The organism is Brucella pseudogrignonensis, from assembly GCF_031454375.1.
GTDB lineage: Bacteria > Pseudomonadota > Alphaproteobacteria > Rhizobiales > Rhizobiaceae > Brucella > Brucella pseudogrignonensis_A.
In genome coordinates, this window is the sequence record NZ_JAVDQT010000007.1 from 87,955 (window position 1) to 108,873 (window position 20,919).

Sequence of the window (20,919 nt, forward strand, 5' to 3'; positions counted from 1 at the left end):
GCGCCGTTTCTTTTTAATCATTTTTCACAGCAATCAGGCAGCGCCCTTGCCACTCTTTTCAAAACGCTTGCGCTCATTTGGATCGAGGTAGAGCTTGCGCAGACGGATCGACTTTGGCGTCACTTCAACCAATTCGTCGTCCTGAATCCACGACAGAGCGCGTTCCAGAGTCATACGGATTGGCGGGGTCAGCTTCACAGCTTCATCCTTACCAGCGGCACGAATGTTGGTGAGCTTCTTGCCCTTGAGTACGTTGACTTCCAGATCGTTGTCGCGCGAGTGAATGCCGATCAGCATGCCCTGATAGACCTTAACGCCAGCGTCAATAATCATCGGACCACGATCTTCAAGGTTGAAGAGCGCGTAAGCAACGGCTTCACCCTGATCGTTGGAAATCAGAACGCCGTTGTTACGACCCGATATTTCACCCTTATATGGCTGATAATCATGGAACAGACGGTTCATGATTGCCGTACCGCGTGTATCGGTCAGAAGTTCCGACTGGTAACCAATCAGACCACGGGTCGGTGCATAGAATACCATACGAACGCGGTTGCCGCCCGAAGGACGCAACTCGACCATTTCAGCCTTACGTTCAGACATTTTCTGAACAACAGTACCCGAATATTCTTCATCAACGTCGATGACGACTTCTTCGATAGGCTCAAGCTTTTCGCCATTTTCGCCGTCTTTCATGACGACGCGTGGACGCGAAACACCAAGCTCGAAGCCTTCACGGCGCATGTTTTCGATCAGAACTGCAAGCTGCAATTCGCCACGACCCGAAACGAAGAACGAATCTTTTTCGTTTGATTCTTCGATTTTAAGCGCAACGTTGCCTTCTGCTTCCTTGAACAGACGGTCACGAATAACGCGGCTCGTCACCTTATCGCCTTCAGTACCAGCATAAGGGCTGTCATTGACGATGAAGGACATGGTCACAGTTGGCGGATCGATTGGCTGCGCTTCCAACGGAATGCTAACGGAAGGATCGCAGAACGTGTCAGCAACAGTGCCCTTGGAAAGGCCCGCGATAGCAACGATGTCGCCTGCCTGTGCTTCTTCAATTGGCTGACGCTCAATGCCGCGGAACGCGAGAATCTTCGAAATACGGCCGTTTTCGAGCAGCGAACCATCCTGACCAAGAACCTTAACAGCCTGGTTAGCCTTGATGGAACCGGAGTGAATACGACCTGTGATGATACGGCCAAGGAACGGATCAGCTTCAAGAATCGTACCGATCATGCGGAACGGACCTTCAGCAACCTTTGGCGCTGGAACGTGCTTGAGAACCAAATCGAACAATGGTGCCAGACCTTCGTCCTGTGGGCCTTCCGGGTTCAGTGCCATCCAACCGTTACGGCCTGAACCGTAAAGAACTGGAAAGTCGAGCTGTTCGTCAGTTGCGTCGAGATTAGCGAAGAGGTCGAAAACTTCGTTGATGACTTCTTCATGGCGACCATCTGGACGGTCGATCTTGTTGATCGCAACGATCGGACGAAGGCCAACCTTAAGAGCCTTGCCAACAACGAACTTCGTCTGTGGCATTGGACCTTCAGCAGCGTCAACGAGCACGATAGCGCCGTCAACCATCGAAAGAATACGCTCAACTTCACCGCCGAAGTCGGCGTGGCCTGGCGTATCAACGATGTTGATGCGTGTGTTCTTCCAAACAACTGAAGTGGCTTTCGCGAGAATGGTAATCCCACGTTCCTTTTCGATGTCGTTCGAATCCATCATGCGTTCTTGAACGCGCTGATTGTCACGGAACGAGCCCGACTGCTTCAGCAGTTCATCGACCAGTGTTGTTTTGCCATGATCGACGTGTGCGATAATAGCGATATTACGCAATTCCATATGGAGATCACTTCTTTTATGAGTTGGGAGCCGCGCCAAGATGGATGCACGGAAAATCAATGAGGCGCTCTTACAGGTTTTTTTGCGTTTTAGAAAGGGGCAGTGCGAAACTGCCCCTTAATTAACCGAAAAAGTCCAGAATTGCGCGTTTATTTACACTGCAATTGTGACAGTTTTGCCAAAAACCTCAGGTCATTTTTACAATAAAGTGCCTGAAAGGATGACAAGTGCCACACTGAAATAGATCACGAGACCGGTCACATCGACCAGGGTTGCTACGAATGGTGCCGATGCACTGGCAGGATCGAAGCCCAATCTGCGAAGAATAAACGGCAACATTGAGCCTGTCAGCGAGCCAAACGTCACGATACAGACGAGTGCCATGCCAACTGTCGCTGCAACCAGTATCCAATGCTCACCATAATCGTAAATGCCAAGGCTCTGCCAAATGGCAATACGAACGACACCGATGAAACCGAGGAATGCGCCAAGCGCCAAACCAGTCGGTATTTCGCGCAAAGCAACTCGCCACCAATCTTTCAGGCTCAACTCCTGAAGCGCAAGCGCGCGAATGATCAGCGATGTGGCCTGTGAACCGGAATTACCACCCGACGACATGATAAGTGGGATGAAAAGTGTCAGAACGAGTGCTTTTTCAAGTTCAAGTTCAAAATGCTGCATAGCGCTCGCTGTGAGCATTTCGCCAAGGAACAGCACGCCCAGCCAGCCGCCGCGTTTTTTCAGCATCTCGGCAAAACTGATGCGCATATAAGGCTTATCAAGCGCCTCCATGCCGCCAAAGCGGTAAGCGTCTTCACTTGCATCTTCGGTCATGGCATCCAGCACATCATCGACAGTTACAATGCCGATGATGTGGCGGCTGTCATCAACGACAGGAACGGCCAGCAAGTCGTGCTTACGGAAAAGACGTGCGACGTCTTCGCGATCTTCAAGCGGCGAGATCGTGATCGGATCATCGTCGCGTGCAAGCGAGAGGATTGGTTCATCCAGTTCGCGAACGATCAGGCGGCGAAGGCTGACAACGCCTAGCAGAACGCGGGTTTGCGGATCGACCACATAGATGGCGTAGACAGTCTCACGCGTACGCTCAACCTGACGGATATGATCGAGCGTCTGCCCGACATTCCAGTTGGAAGGCACTGTGATGAACTCAATAGTCATCAGACTACCGGCCGTATTCGGCGCATAGCCCATCAGCTTCTTAAGCGCGGCCTTTGTTTCGGGCGCCAGAATGGGGAACAGACGTGCGCGGTCTGCGTCATCCAGTTCATGGAAAACGTCTGTCGCACGGTCAGCAGACATACCATCCAGAAGTTGGCTGGCAATATTTGGCTGCAAAGTTGCAAGAATTTCGGTCGCACGTTCCAATTCCGGCTGATCGAGCAGACGGATAGCGTCATCATGCGAAAGCTGGGCAACAACGGCAATTGCGTCGTCTGCATCCAGTTCATTGACGATTTCTACTGCGTCGCCGGTACGAATATCAGCGATGCGGCTGGCAATTGCAGCAGCAGGAAGGTCGGCAACATTTAGAACTTCAGTGAAGTTGTTGTCGGTCATTAGCTTGCCTTTCTGTCGATCCGCCGTCAGAGGCTGATCGTGCAAGCTGACCGCAAACGATCAGATCACGAACTGCCTTGACGGCTGAAACAATCGACTGTGACTGTCGCTTGGCATAAGAGAATAAGACTCCGGTTGAAATGCAGCCAAAGAGTTGCGGCTGCGTGGCTGATTTGCGCCCGGTTGCCCCGAAAGTCAACCCCCGACCCGGATCATGAAAGCTTTTTCATAATCCCGACATACCCTTGTCTCACCGCCTGCAAAATCCTAAGTCTGATACATATCGAATTCATTTTATCTGGAGTCTCTGATGTCCGAAAAGCAGCCTTACAATCACGCATTGACCCAATGGAATGGACCGCTTGGCCTGCCGGATTTCACAGCATTTAAGGACAATGATTTCGCCGCCACTTTCGATGCAGCCTTGGCTGAAGACCTCGCGGAAGTTGAAGCGATCATCAATGATGCCGCTGAACCAACAATTGAAAATACGCTAAAAGCTTTACAGCTTACCGGCCAATCGCTTGATCGCGTTTCTTCAATTTTCTGGATGCGTGCTGGCGCTCACACCAACGATACTATTCAAGCCTTGGAGCGCGAAATCGCGCCAAAAATGTCGCGTCATTATTCGCGCATTATGATGGACCCAAAGCTGTTCGCCCGCATTGATGCGCTTTATGAAAATCGCAGTCATCTTGATCTCGACATTGAGACAAAGCGCGTATTGGAAAAGACATGGAAGGGCTTTGTCCGTTCCGGCGCAAAGCTTGATGAAGCAGGCAAACAGGAACTCGCAGGCATCAACGAGAAGCTTGCCGGGCTCGGCGCACGGTTCGGCCAGAACGTTCTCAAGGATGAAGCAAGCTGGTTCTTATTGATCACCGACGAAGCTGACCTTGCAGGACTGCCTGATTTTCTAAAAAATGCCATGCAGAGTGCCGCAGCTGAACGCGGCCAGCCGGATGCGTGGGCAATTACGCTGTCTCGTTCGATTGTTGAGCCGTTCCTAACTTTCTCAGAAAACCGCGAGCTACGCGAACAAGCGTTCAATGCATGGGGCAAGCGCGGCGAAAATGGCGGTGACACCGACAATCGCGACGTTGTGCGCGAAATGGTGGAACTGCGCGAGCGCAAGGCGTATTTGCTTGGTTACGCGAATTTCGCTGCCTATAAGCTCGACGACACCATGGCCAAGACACCAAAAGCCGTGATGGATCTGCTTGAGCCGGTCTGGGACAAGGCACGCGCCAAAGCGAGCGAAGAAGAAGCAGAACTTGAACGGCTGATCGCAGCTGCTGGTCACAATCACAAAGTTGCGCCGTGGGACTGGCGTTTTTATGCGGAGAAGCTTCGTGCCGAGCGTTTCGCGTTCGATGAAGCAGAGCTGAAGCCATATCTGCAACTCGAAAAAATCATCGAAGCGAGCTTCGATGTAGCCACCCGTCTTTTCGGCATTCGGTTCGAAGAGAAAAGAGGCATCCCGACATGGCACCCTGATGTGCGCGTGTTTCGGATTCTCAATGCTGATGGCAGCGAACGCGGCTTATTCCTTGGTGATTATTTTGCCCGCACATCCAAGCGTTCAGGTGCGTGGATGAGCTCTTTGCAATCAAGCCATAAGCTAGATGCAGGGCAAAAGCCGTTTATCTACAATGTCATGAATTTCGCGAAGCCTAAGGCTGGTGAACCTGCGCTGCTTTCGCTGGATGATGCCCGCACATTGTTCCACGAATTTGGCCACGCGCTGCATGGGCTGTTGTCGGATGTGACATGGCCTGCCATTTCCGGAACGGCCGTTTCGCGAGATTTCGTCGAACTGCCATCGCAGCTTTATGAGCATTGGCTGACCGTGCCGGAGGTGCTTGAAAAATATGCCGTGCATTATCGCACCGGCGAAGCAATGCCTAAGGCGCTTCTCGACAAGGTGCTTGCTGCACGTTCGTTTAATGCAGGCTTCAACACGGTCGAGTTTACCTCGTCCGCACTTGTCGATATGGCATTCCATACCGGCACCGAGAAAATCAATGATCCGTTAGCTTTTGAAGCGGCAACGCTGAAAAAGCTATCCATGCCTGACGCAATCATCATGCGTCATCGCACACCACATTTCACCCATGTATTCTCGGGCGATGGCTACTCAGCTGGCTACTATTCCTACATGTGGTCGGAAGTGCTTGATGCCGATGCATTCTCGGCCTTTGAAGAAACGGGCGATGCTTTCAACCCGGAACTGGCCGCAAAGCTTAAGCAATATATCTATGCAGCCGGTGGCAGCCGCGACCCGGAAGAACTTTACAAGGCATTCCGCGGCAAAATGCCGACGCCTGATGCAATGATTGAAAAACGCGGATTGAATTAACAGCATATCTCCCAAAAGTGGGAACCGGTTTTGGGAGACATGCACAGAAAGAGGAAAGGCCGGGAAACCGGCCTTTTTCATTCAATCAATACTCGCCAAGCTTGATGTCAGGCGTATATTCGACGCCCTCAACTTCTTTTATGACTGGCTGACCACAATGCAGCACGCCCGTTGCTGCATTGAACGCATAAGTCGGCGAACCATGCAGCTGCCAGCCTTTGTTCAAAGCTGCCGTCACGCGATGACAAAATGCGGAGTCATCTGGTCCGGTGATGAAACGATAAAGCTTCATAGTCTTCTTTCCTTTAAGTTTTTACGAAGTTGATTTAGCCAGCACGCGCTCGGCCATTTTAAGATGCAGGCGTTCGACCATCTGGCCGTCCAGCGAGACGACGCCTTTGTCAGCATTTTCTGGCAGCGCGAATGCAGCAACCACCGCACGGGCATGCACCACGTCATCATCAGACGGCGAAAAACTTCGATTAGCCGCCTCGATTTGCGAAGGATGAATAAGTGTCTTTCCATCAAAGCCCATTGCGGCACCTTGCACGCATTCTGCTTCAAAGCCTGCAGTATCGCGAAAATCGTTATAGACGCCGTCTAACACATCGATGCCACCAGCACGCGCGGCCAGTAATATCTGCATCAGCCATGGGACCAGATAAGGCCGCCCAGATTGCGGACGCACACCGGTTGCCAGCGCAATATCATTTGGCCCGACCACAAAGCAGCCAAGACGCGCAGCCGAACGATGGCCTAGAGCAGCAATTTCATCTGCATTGAGAATTCCGCGCGGTGTTTCGATCATCGCCCAGACACGCATTTCAGGATCGGCATCCTGGCGATCAAGTAGGCTCGCCGCATCAATCACATCCTGCGGCCGCTCAACCTTCGGCAGCAAAACTGCATCAGCGCCCATATTTGCAACAGCAATAAGATCAGCCTTATTCCATTGTGTATCAGCAGCGTTCACGCGCACAACGCGCTCAAAGCCGACGTTTGGATGCTCTGAAAAATACTTCATCAATGCATCGCGCGCAGCAAGTTTCGCTTCCGGCGCAACAGAGTCTTCCAGATCATAAATGACGCAATCTGCTTCAAGCGTCAGCGATTTTTCAACTGCACGGCTATTGAAAGCAGGCACAAACAAAACGGAACGGCGCGGACGGGCAATTGTTTTCATGCCCAATTTGTGCACCGAATAGCATCAGTGCACAAGCGCTAGGCCTGTAAAGTTTTAAAGTCCGCTCGCCTCGTGTTCCAACTTCCCTGTGAACTCACACGATGCGCCGTGGTAATAGGTACACCCGGCAACCTCTTCGATCTCCAGGTTATACTCGCCAACAAACTTCATTTTGATTTCACAAAAACGAGGGTTCCGAAGGGATTCCTTTTCGCTCGGGTCAAAGCCTTCGCTTTCGATTTTGAACGTCGCATTTTTGTTCTTGATCGTAACATCACCGGCAACGTCACCGCCACAACCCGGTTGATTTCCAATCAAAGGAACCATCGTGGACAAAGATACCGAATAAAGATCGCCACCTTTATGCTTCACATTGGCTTGCAGCTGCATGCCATCATTGCCAGTATATTGCCCCTCATAGACATTGTAACTCGGCTTATTTTCGGCAGCGGCTGGCAAAGTAATGACTGCAACTGTTAGTCCCAACATAAAAGTACGGAGCATAATCCACCCTTAGCTGATCATCCAAAAATCAAAGTGTAAGCAGGACTTTGACTATTTAGACTGTCCGGTCAAGGACACATAATATTCCCGGCATTTTACATAATTGATCTTGCGATAGCCGCTCTGAAAAACCTGCCTGTTACGGTGTGGCAAACTCTTGAGACTTGAAATCTGTCTTATGACTGCTTATTTTGCATCCACGGTTGGAATGCACCCGCCGCTCGCAGCCTCAAGGCCATGGTAAAGCATTCTGAATTCACGTTCCTGTTCCGGTGACGGCAGAAACGGCAATGCGGGCACCCGTTCACGAAAATGCTGCTCACATTCAGGAGCGATATTATGACCACAGCAATCCTTGCTGGGAACACGACAACTGACTTCAAACATCAGGCCCGCCGTTTAAGGCAGGCTCTGGGCGAAGAAGGCATTAACATTAGCCACGGAAAAGCGCTTGATCTCGTTGCCCGCCAATCAGGCACACGCGATTGGAATACGCTTGCAGCCAACAGCGCGAATATTGAAACTCCAAAGGTTGAAGGCGATAAAGCACCTTACCGCATCAGTCAGCGCGTTTCGGGCATGTTCCATTCAACTGCATTTGAAGCCCGCATCATCGGCGTGGAAGAAACGATCAAGCCTGATCTCTGGCGGATCACGCTGCAATTCGATCCCGCGATTAATGTCGCAGTTTCACCAAACCTGTCGATGCTGCGCAGGCGGTTTACGTTCGTTGTTGGTGCAGATGGTAAGTCACGCCGATTGACCGGCAGTGAAAGTGGCGGAATTACACTAAACATACAATAATTTCGCCAATGCCAGCATAGGCGCATGATTCTGAGTTTATCAGCAAAATCTCAGAAATATTCATGCGCAAAGACTGAAAAGCCCCTTCCGGCGTGTCTCCATATATGCCGGAAGGGCAATTTCGGTCTTGAGGGTTGCGACCTATTGGGCACTTGCGCCCAGAAAGATTGACTCTCTGCGATGCTGATGTAAATCAGACTGCAAATTTAAAATACCCAACCGACAGGTCAGGAACATGGATAAGTTCACCAAGCTCACGGGCGTTGCAGCCCCCCTGCCGATCGTCAATATCGATACGGACATGATTATCCCGAAGGATTATCTGAAGACGATCAAGCGCACGGGTCTGAGCAAGGGGCTTTTTGCCGAAATGCGCTTCAACGAAGACGGAACGGAAAATCCGGATTTCGTTCTCAACAAGCCTAGCTATCGCAACGCGCAGATTCTGGTTGCTGGCGACAACTTTGGTTGTGGCTCTTCGCGTGAACATGCGCCATGGGCACTGCTCGATTTCGGCATTCGTTGTGTTATCTCAACCTCATTTGCCGACATCTTCTACAACAACTGCTTCAAGAACGGCATCCTGCCAATCAGAGTTAGCCAGGAAGACCTCGACAAGCTGATGGACGACGCATCGCGCGGCGCCAATGCAACGCTGACCGTTGATCTCGAAGCCAAAGAGATCCACGGTCCTGACGGCGGTTCGATTGCCTTTGACCTTGACGATTTCAAGCGTCATTGTCTGCTCAATGGTCTTGATGACATAGGTCTGACCATGGAAAAGGTAACGAACATCGATACGTTCGAGGCAAAAAACGCTCAACAGCGTCCTTGGGCATAATGATAGCTCCGTTATGCGCCTTTGGCCGATGTGCGGTGGCCTGAACCATTGAATAGGACACGGTTGGCTGAAATGGCCAGAGAAGATCAAAGCGGTGACTGGGCGGGACGTCTCTCGCCCTCGCTAGACGAAATTGAATCTATTGCGATTGAAGCGCTTGCGCATCTTCCGCAGGAATTTCGTGCGCTTTGTGGTGACATCATCATCCAGATTGCAGATTTCCCTGAAGAACAGATCATTGAAGATATGGGTTTAGAGACGCCTTTCGATCTTCTTGGCCTGTTTGAAGGCATGGGGATAGGTGAACGTTTCAGCCTGCAAACCGGCGACACACCCAACCGCATCACGCTCTTTCGCCGCGCAATTCTCGACTATTGGTCAGAGAATGAAGAGACGCTAGGCGACATTATCACCCATGTTCTCATTCATGAAATTGGCCACCATTTCGGCCTTTCGGATGATGATATGGAAGCTCTGGAAGCACACGCTGATTAAAGCAACACATTATCGCGTTGCTTTATCAGGCTATCAGTTCCAACCAAAATTGAGACAATTTTGGTCGTTTTCGATACAATCCAATTAAGATATCGGACGCGGAAAATGCTATAGATCTGCTCAGTTCAATCCGAGTGATGATCATGAGCCTTTCGCCCGCCGCCTATCAGCTTCTTCTTGTTTACACGACTTATGTGATTGCCGCCGGAAGTCCCGGCCCAAGCAATATGCGCATCATGGGCGTTGCCATGCATCAGGGCCGCAAGGCAGGTCTGATGTTTGCAGCAGGTGTTGTGACCGGCTCTATATTCTGGGGCCTAATGGCGGCAACAGGCGTATCTGCAATCCTTACACGGTTTGCCGAAGCGCTTATTATTCTCAAGATTTTCGGTGGTCTTTATCTGCTCTACCTCGCGTTCAAAGCAGCACGTGCTGCTATTACATCAGATGAGCAAATCGCTGCACGCAACATAAATGGTGATGCGTTCCTGTCAGGCGGCGAACTATATCGTCGTGGCCTGCTTCTGCATCTGTCCAATCCAAAGTCGATACTGTCATGGATAGCACTCGTCACGCTTGGCCTTGGCACAAATTCGTCTTGGCCACAGATGGCGGCATTCCTCGGCGGCTGCATTACGCTCAGCATTACGATCTTCTGCGGCTATGCAATTGTGTTCTCTACCGCACCCATGGTGCGCATATATCGAAGCGCTCGCCGCTGGATCGAAGGTGTTCTGTCCGCTGTGTTCGCATTCGCCGGTATTCGTCTCCTTCTGTCACGCTAAAGCAATCTGAAAAATGAGTGTCGCAATGAAGATGTTCCATGGTCTCTCCGCCTTTCCGCTCACGCCGATGGATGCCGAAGGCAATTTGATAGAGGACGCGCTAGAGGCTTTTCTTACGCGCATCCATGACGCAGGCGCAGATTCGATTGGCCTGCTGGGAAGCACAGGTGGATATACTTTTCTCACACGTGAACAACGTCGACATACGGTCAGGACTGCGGTGAAATACATCGGCGGCAAGACGCCACTGATCGTGGGCGTCGGCGCGTTGCGCACTGATGAAGCGCAGGCACTTGCAAGAGATGCCGCCGATGAAGGCGCTGATGCATTACTGCTTGCACCCGTTTCCTATACGCCGCTGACACAAGAAGAAGGCTTTCAGCATTTCAAGGCTGTAGCACGAGCCACTGATTTACCGCTCTGCATTTATAACAATCCTGGGACCACACGATTTGTCTTCAGTGACGAACTGATTGCTCGACTTGCGGATATCGACAATATCTATGCTATCAAGATGCCCTTGCCCGCCGACGATAATTATGCGGCAGAAATTGAGAAATTGCGTGCATCTACACCCGACGACTTTGCCATCGGTTATAGTGGCGATTGGGGGGCAAAAGATGCGCTTCTCGCGGGTGCCGACGCTTTCTATAGCGTCGCTGCCGGCCTGCTGCCAAAACAGTTTTTAGCACTTGTACGCGCTTCACAAAGTGGCGATCGGGCTGAGGCGGAACGCATCAACTCAGCGTTTGAGCCACTCTGGAGCCTGTTTAAAACCTATGGCAGCTTCCGCGTGATGTATGTCATCGCCGAATTGCTTAGTCTTGCAAAAATCGAACCGCCTCGGCCCATATTGCCGTTAACGACAGAGGTCCGTGGACAGATTGAGACTGCATTAAAAGCGTTGGAAGAACTACCCTCATAAACAAAAAAGGCGCTCAACCGAGCGCCTTTTGCTTATCTGATTTATGCTACACTCAGGCGGACATCGATATTGCCACGTGTTGCATGGGAATAAGGGCAGACGATGTGCGCAGCATTGACGAGCTCTTGCGCCTTGGCTTTTTCAACACCCGGCAGAGCGACTTCCAGAGCCACATCCAGACCAAAACCAGTGCCATCTTCACGCGGACCAATACCAACAGTGGCTGTAACCGTGCTATCAGCAGAAATAGAAACCTTTTCTTTCGCTGCGACGAATTTCAATGCGCCGAGGAAACAAGCTGCGTAGCCTGATGCAAAGAGCTGCTCAGGATTAGTGCCTTCGCCGCCCGAACCACCCAGCTCTTTTGGAGTATCGAGAACGACGCTGAGACGGCCATCAGCAGTCTTTGCGCTGCCTGTGCGGCCGCCAGTTGCGGTGGACTGCGTCGTGTAAAGAATAGCCATTTGAATGTCTCCGTTGGTATCGTTGAATTATCTCCACAATCAAGCTCGCAGATTTTTATATTGCGCACAATCTAATTTTGCAAAATTAGTTTACACAAATATGTGATGCGCAATTCAATTGCGCCTCATGTAAAGTTCTGTCATGGAGCCTGTGCTATGAAAGACGACAAACAAGAATCTCATCTCAATCTGTCGGATATGGTTTGTTTCGCGATCTATTCCACTGCGAATGCATTGACGCGCGCATACCAACCAATTCTGAGTAAACTAGAGCTAACCTATCCGCAGTTTCTGGTGATGGTTGTTTTATGGGAACAGGATAATTGCACGGTTTCGGAAATTGGCGCGAAACTCAATCTTGATTCTGGCACCCTCACCCCACTTTTAAAGCGGCTTGAAGCGGCAGGTCATCTCGCGCGCCGCAGGGATCCAGAGGATGAGCGACAAGTCCGCATTACACTGACTGATGAAGGTCGTCATTTGCGGATAAAAGCCGCCGATATTCCAGAGCAGGTCTTTTGCGCGCTTGGTGAGCCTCTGAATGACTTGCAGAATTTGCGTGACCGATTGCTGAATGTCCGCAATAATCTCAAAGAAAGCATTTCAAGGTAATAAAAAAGCGCCGGTTTTCCGGCGCTTTTGTTTTTTAACTGCAAGATCGATTAAGCAGCAAGTGCCTTTGGTGTGATCAGGCCACGCGCAACGAGCAGTTCTGCGATCTGGATCGTGTTAAGCGCTGCACCCTTACGCAGGTTGTCGGAAACAACCCACATCGACAGGCCGTTTTCAACTGTGATGTCTTCACGGATACGGCTGATGTAAGTTGCGTCTTCACCTGCCGATTCATAAGGCGTGATATAACCGCCATTTTCGTGCTTATCGACAACCTGACAGCCTGGTGCTTCACGCAGAATTTCACGTGCTTCTTCAGCGGAAATCGGGTTTTCGAACTCGATGTTAACAGCTTCAGAGTGGCCAATGAAGACAGGAACGCGCACAGCCGTTGCCGTGAGCTTGATCTTTGGATCAAGCATCTTCTTCGTTTCAGCCATCACCTTCCATTCTTCTTTGGTGTAGCCGTCTTCCATAAATTCGTCGATATGCGGGATCACGTTGAACGCAATGCGCTTGGTGAACTTCTGCGCCGTGACAGGATCGGCAACGAAAACCGCACGCGACTGCTGGAACAGCTCGTCCATGCCTTCCTTGCCAGCGCCCGAAACGGACTGGTAGGTCGCAACAACAACGCGCTTGATCTTTGCTGCATCGTGCAATGGCTTGAGAGCCACAACGAGCTGCGCAGTCGAACAGTTTGGGTTTGCAATAATGTTGCGTTTGCGGAAGTCTTCGATCGCGTCTGGGTTCACTTCCGGAACGATCAGCGGCACATTGGCATCATAGCGCCATGCGGATGAATTATCGATGACAACGCAACCCTGCGCACCGATCTTCGGCGACCATTCTTTTGAAATGTTGCCACCAGCAGACATAAGGCAGATGTCAGTATCCGAAAAATCGTACTGGTCGAGCGCCCTGACTTTCAGCGTCTTATCGCCATAAGATACTTCAGTACCCTGACTGCGACGCGAAGCGAGTGCTACGACTTCATCAGCCGGAAAACCGCGTTCTTCGAGGATATTGAGCATTTCGCGACCGACATTTCCGGTGGCGCCGACGACTGCAATCTTAAAACCCATTTACCTGTCTCCTGTCCTCTCCGCTTCCATAAAAACCCGCGACCAGCGGGCCTTTTCCCTGGGCCGGACCCGGGGAGAGAGGGCGAGCAGGCCAAGGGGTCAGACCGTTTTGGTGGTCGTTTTAATGCAAGTGGTCGTGGTAATTTTGGAAACGGACGCCATAGCGGCACCGATGGCGTTGAGGCCATTCAGTCCGTACAGGCTATGTGATGCGCAGGAAGCGTTCACGGGATTTCTCCTTTTCCGATTGCGCTTTTAAGCCCTTTGAAAAAAGAGTCAATGTGTTTGCAAAGACTAGCGCAACAAAACTGCTCAAATATGCAGGAACAATGCCGCTTATTACCCTGACAGGCGCAATGAAAAAGCCCGCGCAGCGGATGCGGCGCGGGCCTTACTCAAAATTGCGACGAATTAATACAGCAAACGCGTGCGGATTGTGCCCGGAATTTCGCGCATCGCCTGAAGTACGTCCTCCGCATGTTCCTCCATCGCATCGCCTTCGATCACCACATAACCCACTTCACCATCGGTCTGCAAAAACTGGCTGATGATGTTGATATTGTGCGACGAGAAAATATTGACGAGACTGTTGAGGATGCCCGGACGATTTTCATGCACATGCATGAAGCGCGTACCGTTTGGACGTGCTGGCAACTGTACTTGTGGGAAGTTGACGGCACCGAGGGTCGAGCCGACATCGGAATATTCAACGAGCTTACGGGTAACTTCCATGCCAATGCGCTCTTGTGCTTCTGCAGTCGAGCCGCCGATGTGCGGGGTCAGAATGACATTCTCCAGCCCCTGCAAAGGCGAAACAAACGGATCTTTGTTGGATGCAGGTTCAACCGGGAACACGTCGATTGCTGCACCAGCAAGATGGCCTTCTTTAAGCACTGTGGCCAGCGCTTCCAGATCAACCACATTTCCGCGCGCATTGTTGATAAGGAAGGCACCCTTCTTCATCTTGCGCAATTTCGCTTCGGTGATCATCTTAGCCGTCGATTTGTTCGATGGCACATGCAGGCTGATCACGTCCGAAATCTTGAGCAATTCATCCAGTGTCTCGGTCGGGATCACATTGCCATATTGCAACTTGTCGGTCATGTCGAAGTAGCGAACGGTCATGCCGAGGCTTTCGGCAAGATTGCCGACCTGCGAACCGATGTTGCCGTAGCCAACGATACCCAGCGTCTTGCCGCGCACTTCACGGCTACCCGTTGCGCTCTTATCCCAGCCGCCAGTATGCGCGGAGTTGGAACGTGGAAAAATGCGACGCATCAGCATGATAATTTCGCCAATTACCAGCTCGGCCACCGAACGTGTATTGGAGAAAGGTGCATTGAAAACAGGGATACCACGTTTGCGGGCTGCTTTCAAATCAACCTGATTGGTACCAACCGAAAAACAACCAACTGCGATCAAGCGCTGTGCAGCTTCAAAAACCTCATCGGTGAGCTGGGTGCGCGAGCGAATGCCTATAATATGCGCCGACGCAATCGCCTCGATCAGCTCAGCCTTGTCCAGCGCCTTTGGCAGATGGACAACATTGGTATAGCCAGACGATTTGAAATAATCGACAGCGGACTGATTGATGCCTTCGAGAAGAAGAACATTGATACGCTCACGCGCAAATGAAAGACGTGCGGTCATTTTTTTGGGCTTTCAGGCTCTGGCTATGCTGATCAACTCGCCATATAGCTTGGTTGGCATTTATCGCGAGAGCGACTTAGCATTCAAAGCTGAAGAAAAAAACCAAATTCGACAAAAATTGACGGATTGACGTCGTATTTGGACAAACATTCCTACTTCACAGAATATGGATCAACAAAACGCCTACGCGATGGCCATTCTTAAAATAATCTCAGCTCAAACCAGATATAAGAAGTCGCAAATCTCAATCGCCCAAATTGGACAGGAGAAATTGTAACTGCGACTCTTACATTCTTAAAGGCTCCGCCTGTCAAAACTCTGTTTGAGCAATCGCGTTTCGGCCGCTTTTCTTGCTTGCATATAATTGCTGGTCTGCATGCTGGAGCCACAGATACCCACCCATGTCACTTCGGGTTCGGGCAGATGCAATCCCGATACTGAGCGTCACACTTTTACTGACTGTAGAACCAGTATGCGGAATATTCAGTGATTGGATCTGAAACTGAATTTCGCGTGCAGTTGCAAGCGCAGCCTCAGGATCAGCTTCTGGCAAAACACATGCAAACTCTTCGCCACCATAACGCGCTGTCATACCTGACACTTTATGAACCGCACGTGTGAGCGCTGCTGCCACCATGGAGATGCAGCGGTCGCCTTCCGGATGACCATATGTGTCGTTGAACAACTTAAAGAAGTCGATATCCAGCATGATAACGGAGAGCCACGCACCTGTCGGACCCAAACGAGATATTTCTGCCGTAAGTATAGATTCCAGCTGCCGACGATTGCTAAGCCCGGTCAGTGCATCAGTCACGGCCATTTGAGCGAGCTGATCACGCAGGCGTTTAAGTTCAATGTGGTTTGAGACGCGAGCATTAAGAACGATAGGATTTATTGGCTTGGTTACATAATCAATGGCACCAAGCGACAAGCCACGAACTTCGGCCTCCTGATCATCAAGTCCTGTCGTGAATATTACGGGCACATCGGCCAACAGCCTATCGCTTTTCAGGCGTGAACAAACTTCATATCCATCCAAGCCAGGCATCATAACATCGAGCAGAATTAAATCCGGCAACACTGAACGTGCCACCTCTAGCGCCTGTTCTCCAGAAGTCGCAAAAGATATTTCATAATGATCTTCCAGCACCGCGTTCATGATCTCGATATTTGATACTTCATCATCAACGATCAGAATTGTTGCGCGATCTGACATCTGGCTTACTCCGGTAGTTCTGCAACGTACCCATCAAGAGAATTACTCTGTTCTTGATGAGCACGTGCATTTAGAAATGGCTTGGTTTTCGTTTATGGGGCAAAATCGGCTGCGTTATCCGACGCTTATACTTTCACGGGATGGATAATCGACATCACACTTTCAAGCCTCACGTTGTGTTGAACTTGGACTATCATCAACGAAGACTTCATCCAATCTCTGAAGTGCCGTATCATAGTCGAGTTTATCGAGCGCAGACTTCGCCGCTTGGAGAGCTTCTGCTTTTTGTCCTTCATAAACGGGCGATCCGACCAGCTGCAGCAATGCATCAAAACTGGCGCGCGCGCGCATGCTACGACGTTTGAGGTTCTCTCTAAGCGTAGAGACTGCCAATTTTATATCGTCAGATTGAGCACTACCTTCAGCCTGCTGCAAAGGAGTTACTCCAGTATTTATTAGGCTTGATGCAGCCTTCAAAGCTGGCTTCATTGCAGAATTGAGCGCAGACAGCGTCGATTGAAGTCCGACGAGCTGTTCATTAGCGATCGCCAACTCCACTTCAGCCGAAATACGCGCTATATCTGGAAGTTCGAGAGAAGAAGCGACCCCCTTCAATGTATGAGCAAGACGACGGGCAGAAGTTAAGTCGCCTTTGGCAATCTGATCCATCAGCGTTTGGATAACGTTTTCGAAATCATCATGGAAACTAATGATCAGTCGGCGCAACAATGCACGCTTTCCGTTCACACGAACGAGTGCCCTCGTAAGGTCGAAAGGTTCCAGACTCTCCGGCAATTCGGAATAATCAACGCTTGCCTTTTTTTCCTGCGGGCGAGTTCCGTCAGCTTCAACACGAAGTGGCTTCATCCAACGCTCTAGTGTGCCAATTAAGACACTTGGATCGATTGGCTTTGCGATATGATCATTCATACCCGCCTCTGCACATCGACGACGTTCCTCTTCGTAGGCATGCGCGGTTAAAGCGATAATGGGTAACGCCTCAGCGCTCCATTCACGACGAATATGTCGTGTCGCTTCAAGACCATCCATTTCAGGCATCTGCACATCCATCAAGATAGCTGAATAAGCGCCTTTTAATCGTGCAACACTTTCACAGGCTATTCGCCCGTTCTCAGCTATATCAACATCCAGACCCGCATCATCGAGCAACTGATAAGCAATCTCACGATTGATTGCATTATCTTCAACCAAAAGCACACGTGCGCCTCTCAAAGGCTCCGCAATCAGCTCAGAATCTCTGGTTGCTTCGGCGTTGGTGTTTTCAATGGGGAATAGCGTGTTAAGTGTCTGCAAGATTTGCTGCGCTTCTATAGGCTTGGGCAAATATGCTGCAATACCCGCACGCGAGGCCTGAGTTTTAAACTCATCACTGCCGTATGCGGTAATTAGAATTATTTCCGGCAATTTTGCCAGTTTTGCGCTGGCATAAAGACGACCGACTGTTTCAAGCCCATCCATGCCGGGCATTTTCCAATCAAGTAAGAGCGCGTCATAAGCTTGGCCACGTTCGAGCGCAGTTTCCAACGCACTGATAACCTCTGTACCAGAAGCAACCAGATCGACCGCAATCGACCAGTCTGCGAAAATACCTTGCAAAATCTCCCGTGAAGCCGGGTTATCGTCAGCGACCAGCACCCGTAACTTCTGAATATGCGGTTGCGGCCTCTCAACGATTGAATATGTACGGTCTACTTTCGCCAGCATCGCCGTCACAGTGAAAACGCTACCTTTTCCTGGCGTGCTGAATACCGTGATGTCACCGCCCATTTGAACAGCGATCTGCTTACTGATGACCAGACCTAATCCTGTGCCGCCAAAGCGGCGCGTGGTGGAACTATCGGCCTGAGAGAAAGAGTTAAATAGCTTTGATTGCTGTTCCGGCGTCATCCCGATACCAGTATCGGCAATCGTGACCTGCAACTTGTAGCCACTTGCCTCGGTCACAGTTCCGCTGACGCGCAGCGTTACAGAACCATTCTCACTGAACTTAATTGCATTACTGAGAAGATTGAGGAGAATCTGTCCAAGGCGCATCTCATCGCCAACAAGACGATCGGGCACATCTTGATCAATATGAAGATTCACATCGACATTTTTGGTCCGTGCATCTGCACCAGTAATTTGTAATTTGCGGTCGAAAAGCGCACGCAACTCAAACGGCCGGTTTTCAAATGTCAGCTTACCAGCGTCATTCTTAGAAAAATCCAGAATATCATTGATAAGACGGAGCAATGATCCGCTGGCCGTATTAATTTTGGAAAGATAATCGCGCTGCCGTTCCGTCATGTCTGTGCGCGACATCAAGTGGCAGAATCCAAGAATTGCATTGAGCGGCGTGCGAATTTCATGGCTCATATTGGCAAGGAACATGCCCTTTGCCTTATAAGCTTGCTCCACCTCGGTAGAACGCACTTCAATCTCGGCATTCTTGACCATGATTTCGTCGCGCATATTGCTAATGCTGTTGACGCACGCGACAAGCATATCGGAAAACCAAACCAAAACGGCAGCTTCAAGCGCTACAATAACGGCGTGAATCATCACGCGGCGAAGATCGCCTCCAGTTGGAAAAACCAAGAATGGCAAGAAATAATCAAGAGCTAAATGGTGGAACGCAACAGCTATTGCAGCAATGATGGTCGCTCTGCGATCACACCAGCCAATGGTTAGCGCGAGCATGGCAAAAAAGTACATATGCATGTCCATTTGCCATATGTGGCCACGCAGTAAGTAAAGCAAAACAGCCGGCTCAGCGACAAGCGCGACAGCAGACAGAAAACGGGTTTCAGGCGCTATATCAGCGCGCAACCACATTAAATTATATGCGAGTGCAAGAACCCCTGCGGCCAAAGCTCCGCCTATCACGGAATTCCCGGTCGCGTAAGCGATAGCTGCAAAAAGTGGAACATGCAGCCAGAAAAACACAACCAAAAAACGCGCAAAACGTCTGCGAATATCATCAAGTTCGATAATCATGATGGATTAAGCCTCTGGGACTTTGAGATCAAAACAGCTTGCAAGTTGGGACGGCTCAAAAACGAGCCACGCACCGGCACTATATAACGCCGAAACAGCATCAGAACGCGGAGCATTCACAACCAGAACATTCGTGCGCTCATTAAAGGAGATGACGTCTGCTCCGGTTTCATTCACCAGAGCAACGACTTCAGAAGCATCCGCCCAAGGATTCAACATAACTGCAAAGTTATTGCTTTCCCCTTGTGGTAAAATCATTGCATAGGCAAGCGTTCCTAGCCCCAAAACAAATAAGGCAAGGGCGGGCAAAAGCTCTCTCATACGCCACTGGCTTTGTACCAAAGGGGAACCCATCTGCATGCATCCGCAAATTAAAACGCGCTTCTCATAAGAGTGTTTATTATATAAAAATCAGCATGTCTCGCAGTAAGTGCTAATTTAAGATTGCAATTTTCACTTAAACCACAACCTTAATATCAAAGCGGTATAAACTGCCGTTTTTGTAATACTCAGTTCGTTTAAACTGTAATGACTTTATCGATAAACTCTCTCAATTTCCCGGCGACAGCAGCATCGAGCATCAACCAATATGGTCATTGATTGAACACAAGTTTTCTCTGCAACCAAAACCCGCGGAACTAGCTAGGATTGGCTGCATATTCCCGCAAATGATTGAAAAGACGTCTTGAATAACCAGGCAATTGCGCTTCATTTCGTGTGCATAGATAAAGCTCGCGGTCGGCCCAGCTTTCATTAATGTCTATGATACTCAGCGCCATATAGCTTCCATAACGCAATGCTGCACTTTGCGGAACAATTGCGATACCGGCACCGCCTTCGACCATACGGCAGGCAGCTTCAAAATTTTCGGCACGCATCCGGTAGTCAACAGTACGACCGAGCTCATTGGCAAGACGACCCAGAAACTGCATGAGTGCTGTCTGCTTCGGCAGACCAATCAGCTTGAAATCCAGAACTCTGGAATAGTTCACCTGCGATGCTGAAAGGGGATGCTCGGGCGGAGTAACCAGGACCAGTTTATCTGGCACAAACCGCCACTGTTCTAATCCGCTCATGTCCGCAGATGATGCGACAATGCCGATGTCAGCTTCGCCGTTTCGGAGCAAGCTCACCACTTCCAGACTGGGCTTGTCTTCAATGCTCACGGTGACATCGGGATGGGCCGCAAGAAATGTCCCAAGGGCGTGCGGCAAATGTTCCGCTAACATATTTGTGTTCGACAGCAGTTTCACGTGTCCACCACGGCCATCCGCAAAGTCATCAAGTGCGGTCTGTGCGCGCCGTGCGTCGTCGATCAGCTTGCGTGCATTTCGTGCAAACATTTCACCCGCCAGCGTTGGGCGAATGCCACGTCCGGTTCTATCGAACAGCTTAAGATTAAAGGATTCTTCCAGCTTTTTGAGACGCGCACTCACCGCAGCAACCACGATATTGTTTTGGTTGGCCGCGGCAGTCAGGCTTCCGTGTTCAATAGCGGACACGAATATGCGCAGATCAATTAGGTCGAATTTCATTCGATAAGCTTTCACGAATTATGAAA

General features: G+C 50.4%; 19 protein-coding genes. 7 read left to right on the forward strand and 12 right to left on the reverse strand.

The features are described 5' to 3' along the window. Positions 1-33: 33 nt before the first annotated feature. Positions 34-1,857: a translational GTPase TypA gene (gene typA, locus J2782_RS17530; protein WP_250043448.1), complete on the reverse strand. Its 1,824-nt coding sequence runs from the start codon at positions 1,855-1,857 to the stop codon at positions 34-36. A 198-nt stretch (positions 1,858-2,055) separates the two neighbouring features. Then, positions 2,056-3,438 carry a magnesium transporter gene (gene mgtE, locus J2782_RS17535; RefSeq protein WP_310014900.1) on the reverse strand — a complete coding sequence of 461 codons (1,383 nt, stop codon included), beginning with the start codon at positions 3,436-3,438 and terminating at the stop codon, positions 2,056-2,058. A 310-nt stretch (positions 3,439-3,748) separates the two neighbouring features. Here mgtE and J2782_RS17540 point away from each other — a divergent pair, with 310 nt between their 5' ends. Beyond that, a complete protein-coding gene (locus J2782_RS17540) occupies positions 3,749-5,797 on the forward strand; it encodes a M3 family metallopeptidase (protein WP_310014901.1) in 2,049 nt (682 codons plus the stop codon). An 85-nt stretch (positions 5,798-5,882) separates the two neighbouring features. Here the strand turns inward: J2782_RS17540 and J2782_RS17545 are convergent, their stop codons facing one another. From J2782_RS17545 to J2782_RS17555, 3 genes are read right to left on the reverse strand one after another with little or no spacing between them, the layout of a single operon-like run. Beyond that, positions 5,883-6,089, reverse strand: coding sequence for a DUF1737 domain-containing protein (locus tag J2782_RS17545; protein ID WP_250043456.1), 207 nt, complete (start codon positions 6,087-6,089; stop codon positions 5,883-5,885). A gap of 21 nt (positions 6,090-6,110) precedes the next feature. Then, complete coding sequence (locus J2782_RS17550; protein ID WP_310014904.1) at positions 6,111-6,980, reverse strand: HpcH/HpaI aldolase/citrate lyase family protein; 870 nt, start codon at positions 6,978-6,980, stop codon at positions 6,111-6,113. A 54-nt stretch (positions 6,981-7,034) separates the two neighbouring features. Next, positions 7,035-7,484, reverse strand: coding sequence for a hypothetical protein (locus J2782_RS17555; protein WP_310014907.1), 450 nt, complete (start codon positions 7,482-7,484; stop codon positions 7,035-7,037). Between the two features lie 339 nt (positions 7,485-7,823). Between J2782_RS17555 and J2782_RS17560 the strand changes: the two genes are divergently transcribed. From J2782_RS17560 to J2782_RS17580, 5 genes are all read left to right on the forward strand, one after another. Continuing rightward, positions 7,824-8,288 (forward strand): glyoxalase superfamily protein, encoded by a 465-nt coding sequence (locus J2782_RS17560; RefSeq protein ID WP_310014909.1) that lies wholly within the window; start codon positions 7,824-7,826, stop codon positions 8,286-8,288. 235 nt (positions 8,289-8,523) lie between these two features. Then, positions 8,524-9,129, forward strand: a complete 606-nt coding sequence (gene leuD, locus J2782_RS17565; protein ID WP_250043462.1) for a 3-isopropylmalate dehydratase small subunit — start codon at positions 8,524-8,526, stop codon at positions 9,127-9,129. Between the two features lie 72 nt (positions 9,130-9,201). Beyond that, complete coding sequence (locus J2782_RS17570) at positions 9,202-9,624, forward strand: metallopeptidase family protein (protein WP_310014912.1); 423 nt, start codon at positions 9,202-9,204, stop codon at positions 9,622-9,624. A 143-nt stretch (positions 9,625-9,767) separates the two neighbouring features. Beyond that, positions 9,768-10,409, forward strand: coding sequence for a LysE family translocator (locus tag J2782_RS17575; RefSeq protein WP_310014914.1), 642 nt, complete (start codon positions 9,768-9,770; stop codon positions 10,407-10,409). A 25-nt stretch (positions 10,410-10,434) separates the two neighbouring features. Then, the gene (locus J2782_RS17580; RefSeq protein WP_404989669.1) at positions 10,435-11,334 is read left to right on the forward strand and encodes a dihydrodipicolinate synthase family protein; all 900 of its coding nucleotides are present in this window, start codon (positions 10,435-10,437) and stop codon (positions 11,332-11,334) included. Between the two features lie 41 nt (positions 11,335-11,375). Here J2782_RS17580 and J2782_RS17585 read toward each other — a convergent pair whose 3' ends face one another. Further along, entirely contained in the window at positions 11,376-11,798 is a 423-nt protein-coding gene (locus J2782_RS17585; protein ID WP_250043470.1) for an organic hydroperoxide resistance protein, read from the reverse strand. Positions 11,799-11,954: 156 nt separating this feature from the next. Between J2782_RS17585 and J2782_RS17590 the strand changes: the two genes are divergently transcribed. Continuing rightward, positions 11,955-12,410 (forward strand): MarR family winged helix-turn-helix transcriptional regulator, encoded by a 456-nt coding sequence (locus J2782_RS17590; protein ID WP_310014919.1) that lies wholly within the window; start codon positions 11,955-11,957, stop codon positions 12,408-12,410. Between the two features lie 50 nt (positions 12,411-12,460). On the opposite strand, the gene J2782_RS17595 is transcribed toward J2782_RS17590, so the two are convergent. The 6 genes from J2782_RS17595 to J2782_RS17620 all read right to left on the reverse strand — a co-directional run bounded on the left by J2782_RS17595 (position 12,461) and on the right by J2782_RS17620 (position 20,893). After that, positions 12,461-13,495, reverse strand: coding sequence for an aspartate-semialdehyde dehydrogenase (locus tag J2782_RS17595; protein WP_250043474.1), 1,035 nt, complete (start codon positions 13,493-13,495; stop codon positions 12,461-12,463). Positions 13,496-13,906: 411 nt separating this feature from the next. Next, positions 13,907-15,145, reverse strand: coding sequence for a phosphoglycerate dehydrogenase (gene serA / locus J2782_RS17600; RefSeq protein WP_310014921.1), 1,239 nt, complete (start codon positions 15,143-15,145; stop codon positions 13,907-13,909). Positions 15,146-15,455: 310 nt separating this feature from the next. Next, entirely contained in the window at positions 15,456-16,361 is a 906-nt protein-coding gene (locus J2782_RS17605) for a diguanylate cyclase (RefSeq protein ID WP_310014922.1), read from the reverse strand. Positions 16,362-16,523: 162 nt separating this feature from the next. Beyond that, the gene (locus tag J2782_RS17610) at positions 16,524-19,358 is read right to left on the reverse strand and encodes a response regulator (RefSeq protein WP_310014924.1); all 2,835 of its coding nucleotides are present in this window, start codon (positions 19,356-19,358) and stop codon (positions 16,524-16,526) included. A gap of 6 nt (positions 19,359-19,364) precedes the next feature. Then, positions 19,365-19,718: a hypothetical protein gene (locus J2782_RS17615; protein WP_310014926.1), complete on the reverse strand. Its 354-nt coding sequence runs from the start codon at positions 19,716-19,718 to the stop codon at positions 19,365-19,367. A 278-nt stretch (positions 19,719-19,996) separates the two neighbouring features. Further along, positions 19,997-20,893, reverse strand: coding sequence for a LysR family transcriptional regulator (locus tag J2782_RS17620; protein WP_310014927.1), 897 nt, complete (start codon positions 20,891-20,893; stop codon positions 19,997-19,999). Positions 20,894-20,919: the final 26 nt, after the last annotated feature.

Coding starts and splice junctions, on each gene's coding strand:
- typA (WP_250043448.1), bottom strand. CDS start 1,857: ATGGAATTGCGTAATATCGCTATTATCGCACACGTCGATCATGGCAAA.
- mgtE (WP_310014900.1), bottom strand. CDS start 3,438: ATGACCGACAACAACTTCACTGAAGTTCTAAATGTTGCCGACCTTCCT.
- J2782_RS17540 (WP_310014901.1), top strand. CDS start 3,749: ATGTCCGAAAAGCAGCCTTACAATCACGCATTGACCCAATGGAATGGA.
- J2782_RS17545 (WP_250043456.1), bottom strand. CDS start 6,089: ATGAAGCTTTATCGTTTCATCACCGGACCAGATGACTCCGCATTTTGT.
- J2782_RS17550 (WP_310014904.1), bottom strand. CDS start 6,980: ATGAAAACAATTGCCCGTCCGCGCCGTTCCGTTTTGTTTGTGCCTGCT.
- J2782_RS17555 (WP_310014907.1), bottom strand. CDS start 7,484: ATGCTCCGTACTTTTATGTTGGGACTAACAGTTGCAGTCATTACTTTG.
- J2782_RS17560 (WP_310014909.1), top strand. CDS start 7,824: ATGACCACAGCAATCCTTGCTGGGAACACGACAACTGACTTCAAACAT.
- leuD (WP_250043462.1), top strand. CDS start 8,524: ATGGATAAGTTCACCAAGCTCACGGGCGTTGCAGCCCCCCTGCCGATC.
- J2782_RS17570 (WP_310014912.1), top strand. CDS start 9,202: ATGGCCAGAGAAGATCAAAGCGGTGACTGGGCGGGACGTCTCTCGCCC.
- J2782_RS17575 (WP_310014914.1), top strand. CDS start 9,768: ATGAGCCTTTCGCCCGCCGCCTATCAGCTTCTTCTTGTTTACACGACT.
- J2782_RS17580 (WP_404989669.1), top strand. CDS start 10,435: ATGAAGATGTTCCATGGTCTCTCCGCCTTTCCGCTCACGCCGATGGAT.
- J2782_RS17585 (WP_250043470.1), bottom strand. CDS start 11,798: ATGGCTATTCTTTACACGACGCAGTCCACCGCAACTGGCGGCCGCACA.
- J2782_RS17590 (WP_310014919.1), top strand. CDS start 11,955: ATGAAAGACGACAAACAAGAATCTCATCTCAATCTGTCGGATATGGTT.
- J2782_RS17595 (WP_250043474.1), bottom strand. CDS start 13,495: ATGGGTTTTAAGATTGCAGTCGTCGGCGCCACCGGAAATGTCGGTCGC.
- serA (WP_310014921.1), bottom strand. CDS start 15,145: ATGACCGCACGTCTTTCATTTGCGCGTGAGCGTATCAATGTTCTTCTT.
- J2782_RS17605 (WP_310014922.1), bottom strand. CDS start 16,361: ATGTCAGATCGCGCAACAATTCTGATCGTTGATGATGAAGTATCAAAT.
- J2782_RS17610 (WP_310014924.1), bottom strand. CDS start 19,358: ATGATTATCGAACTTGATGATATTCGCAGACGTTTTGCGCGTTTTTTG.
- J2782_RS17615 (WP_310014926.1), bottom strand. CDS start 19,718: ATGCAGATGGGTTCCCCTTTGGTACAAAGCCAGTGGCGTATGAGAGAG.
- J2782_RS17620 (WP_310014927.1), bottom strand. CDS start 20,893: ATGAAATTCGACCTAATTGATCTGCGCATATTCGTGTCCGCTATTGAA.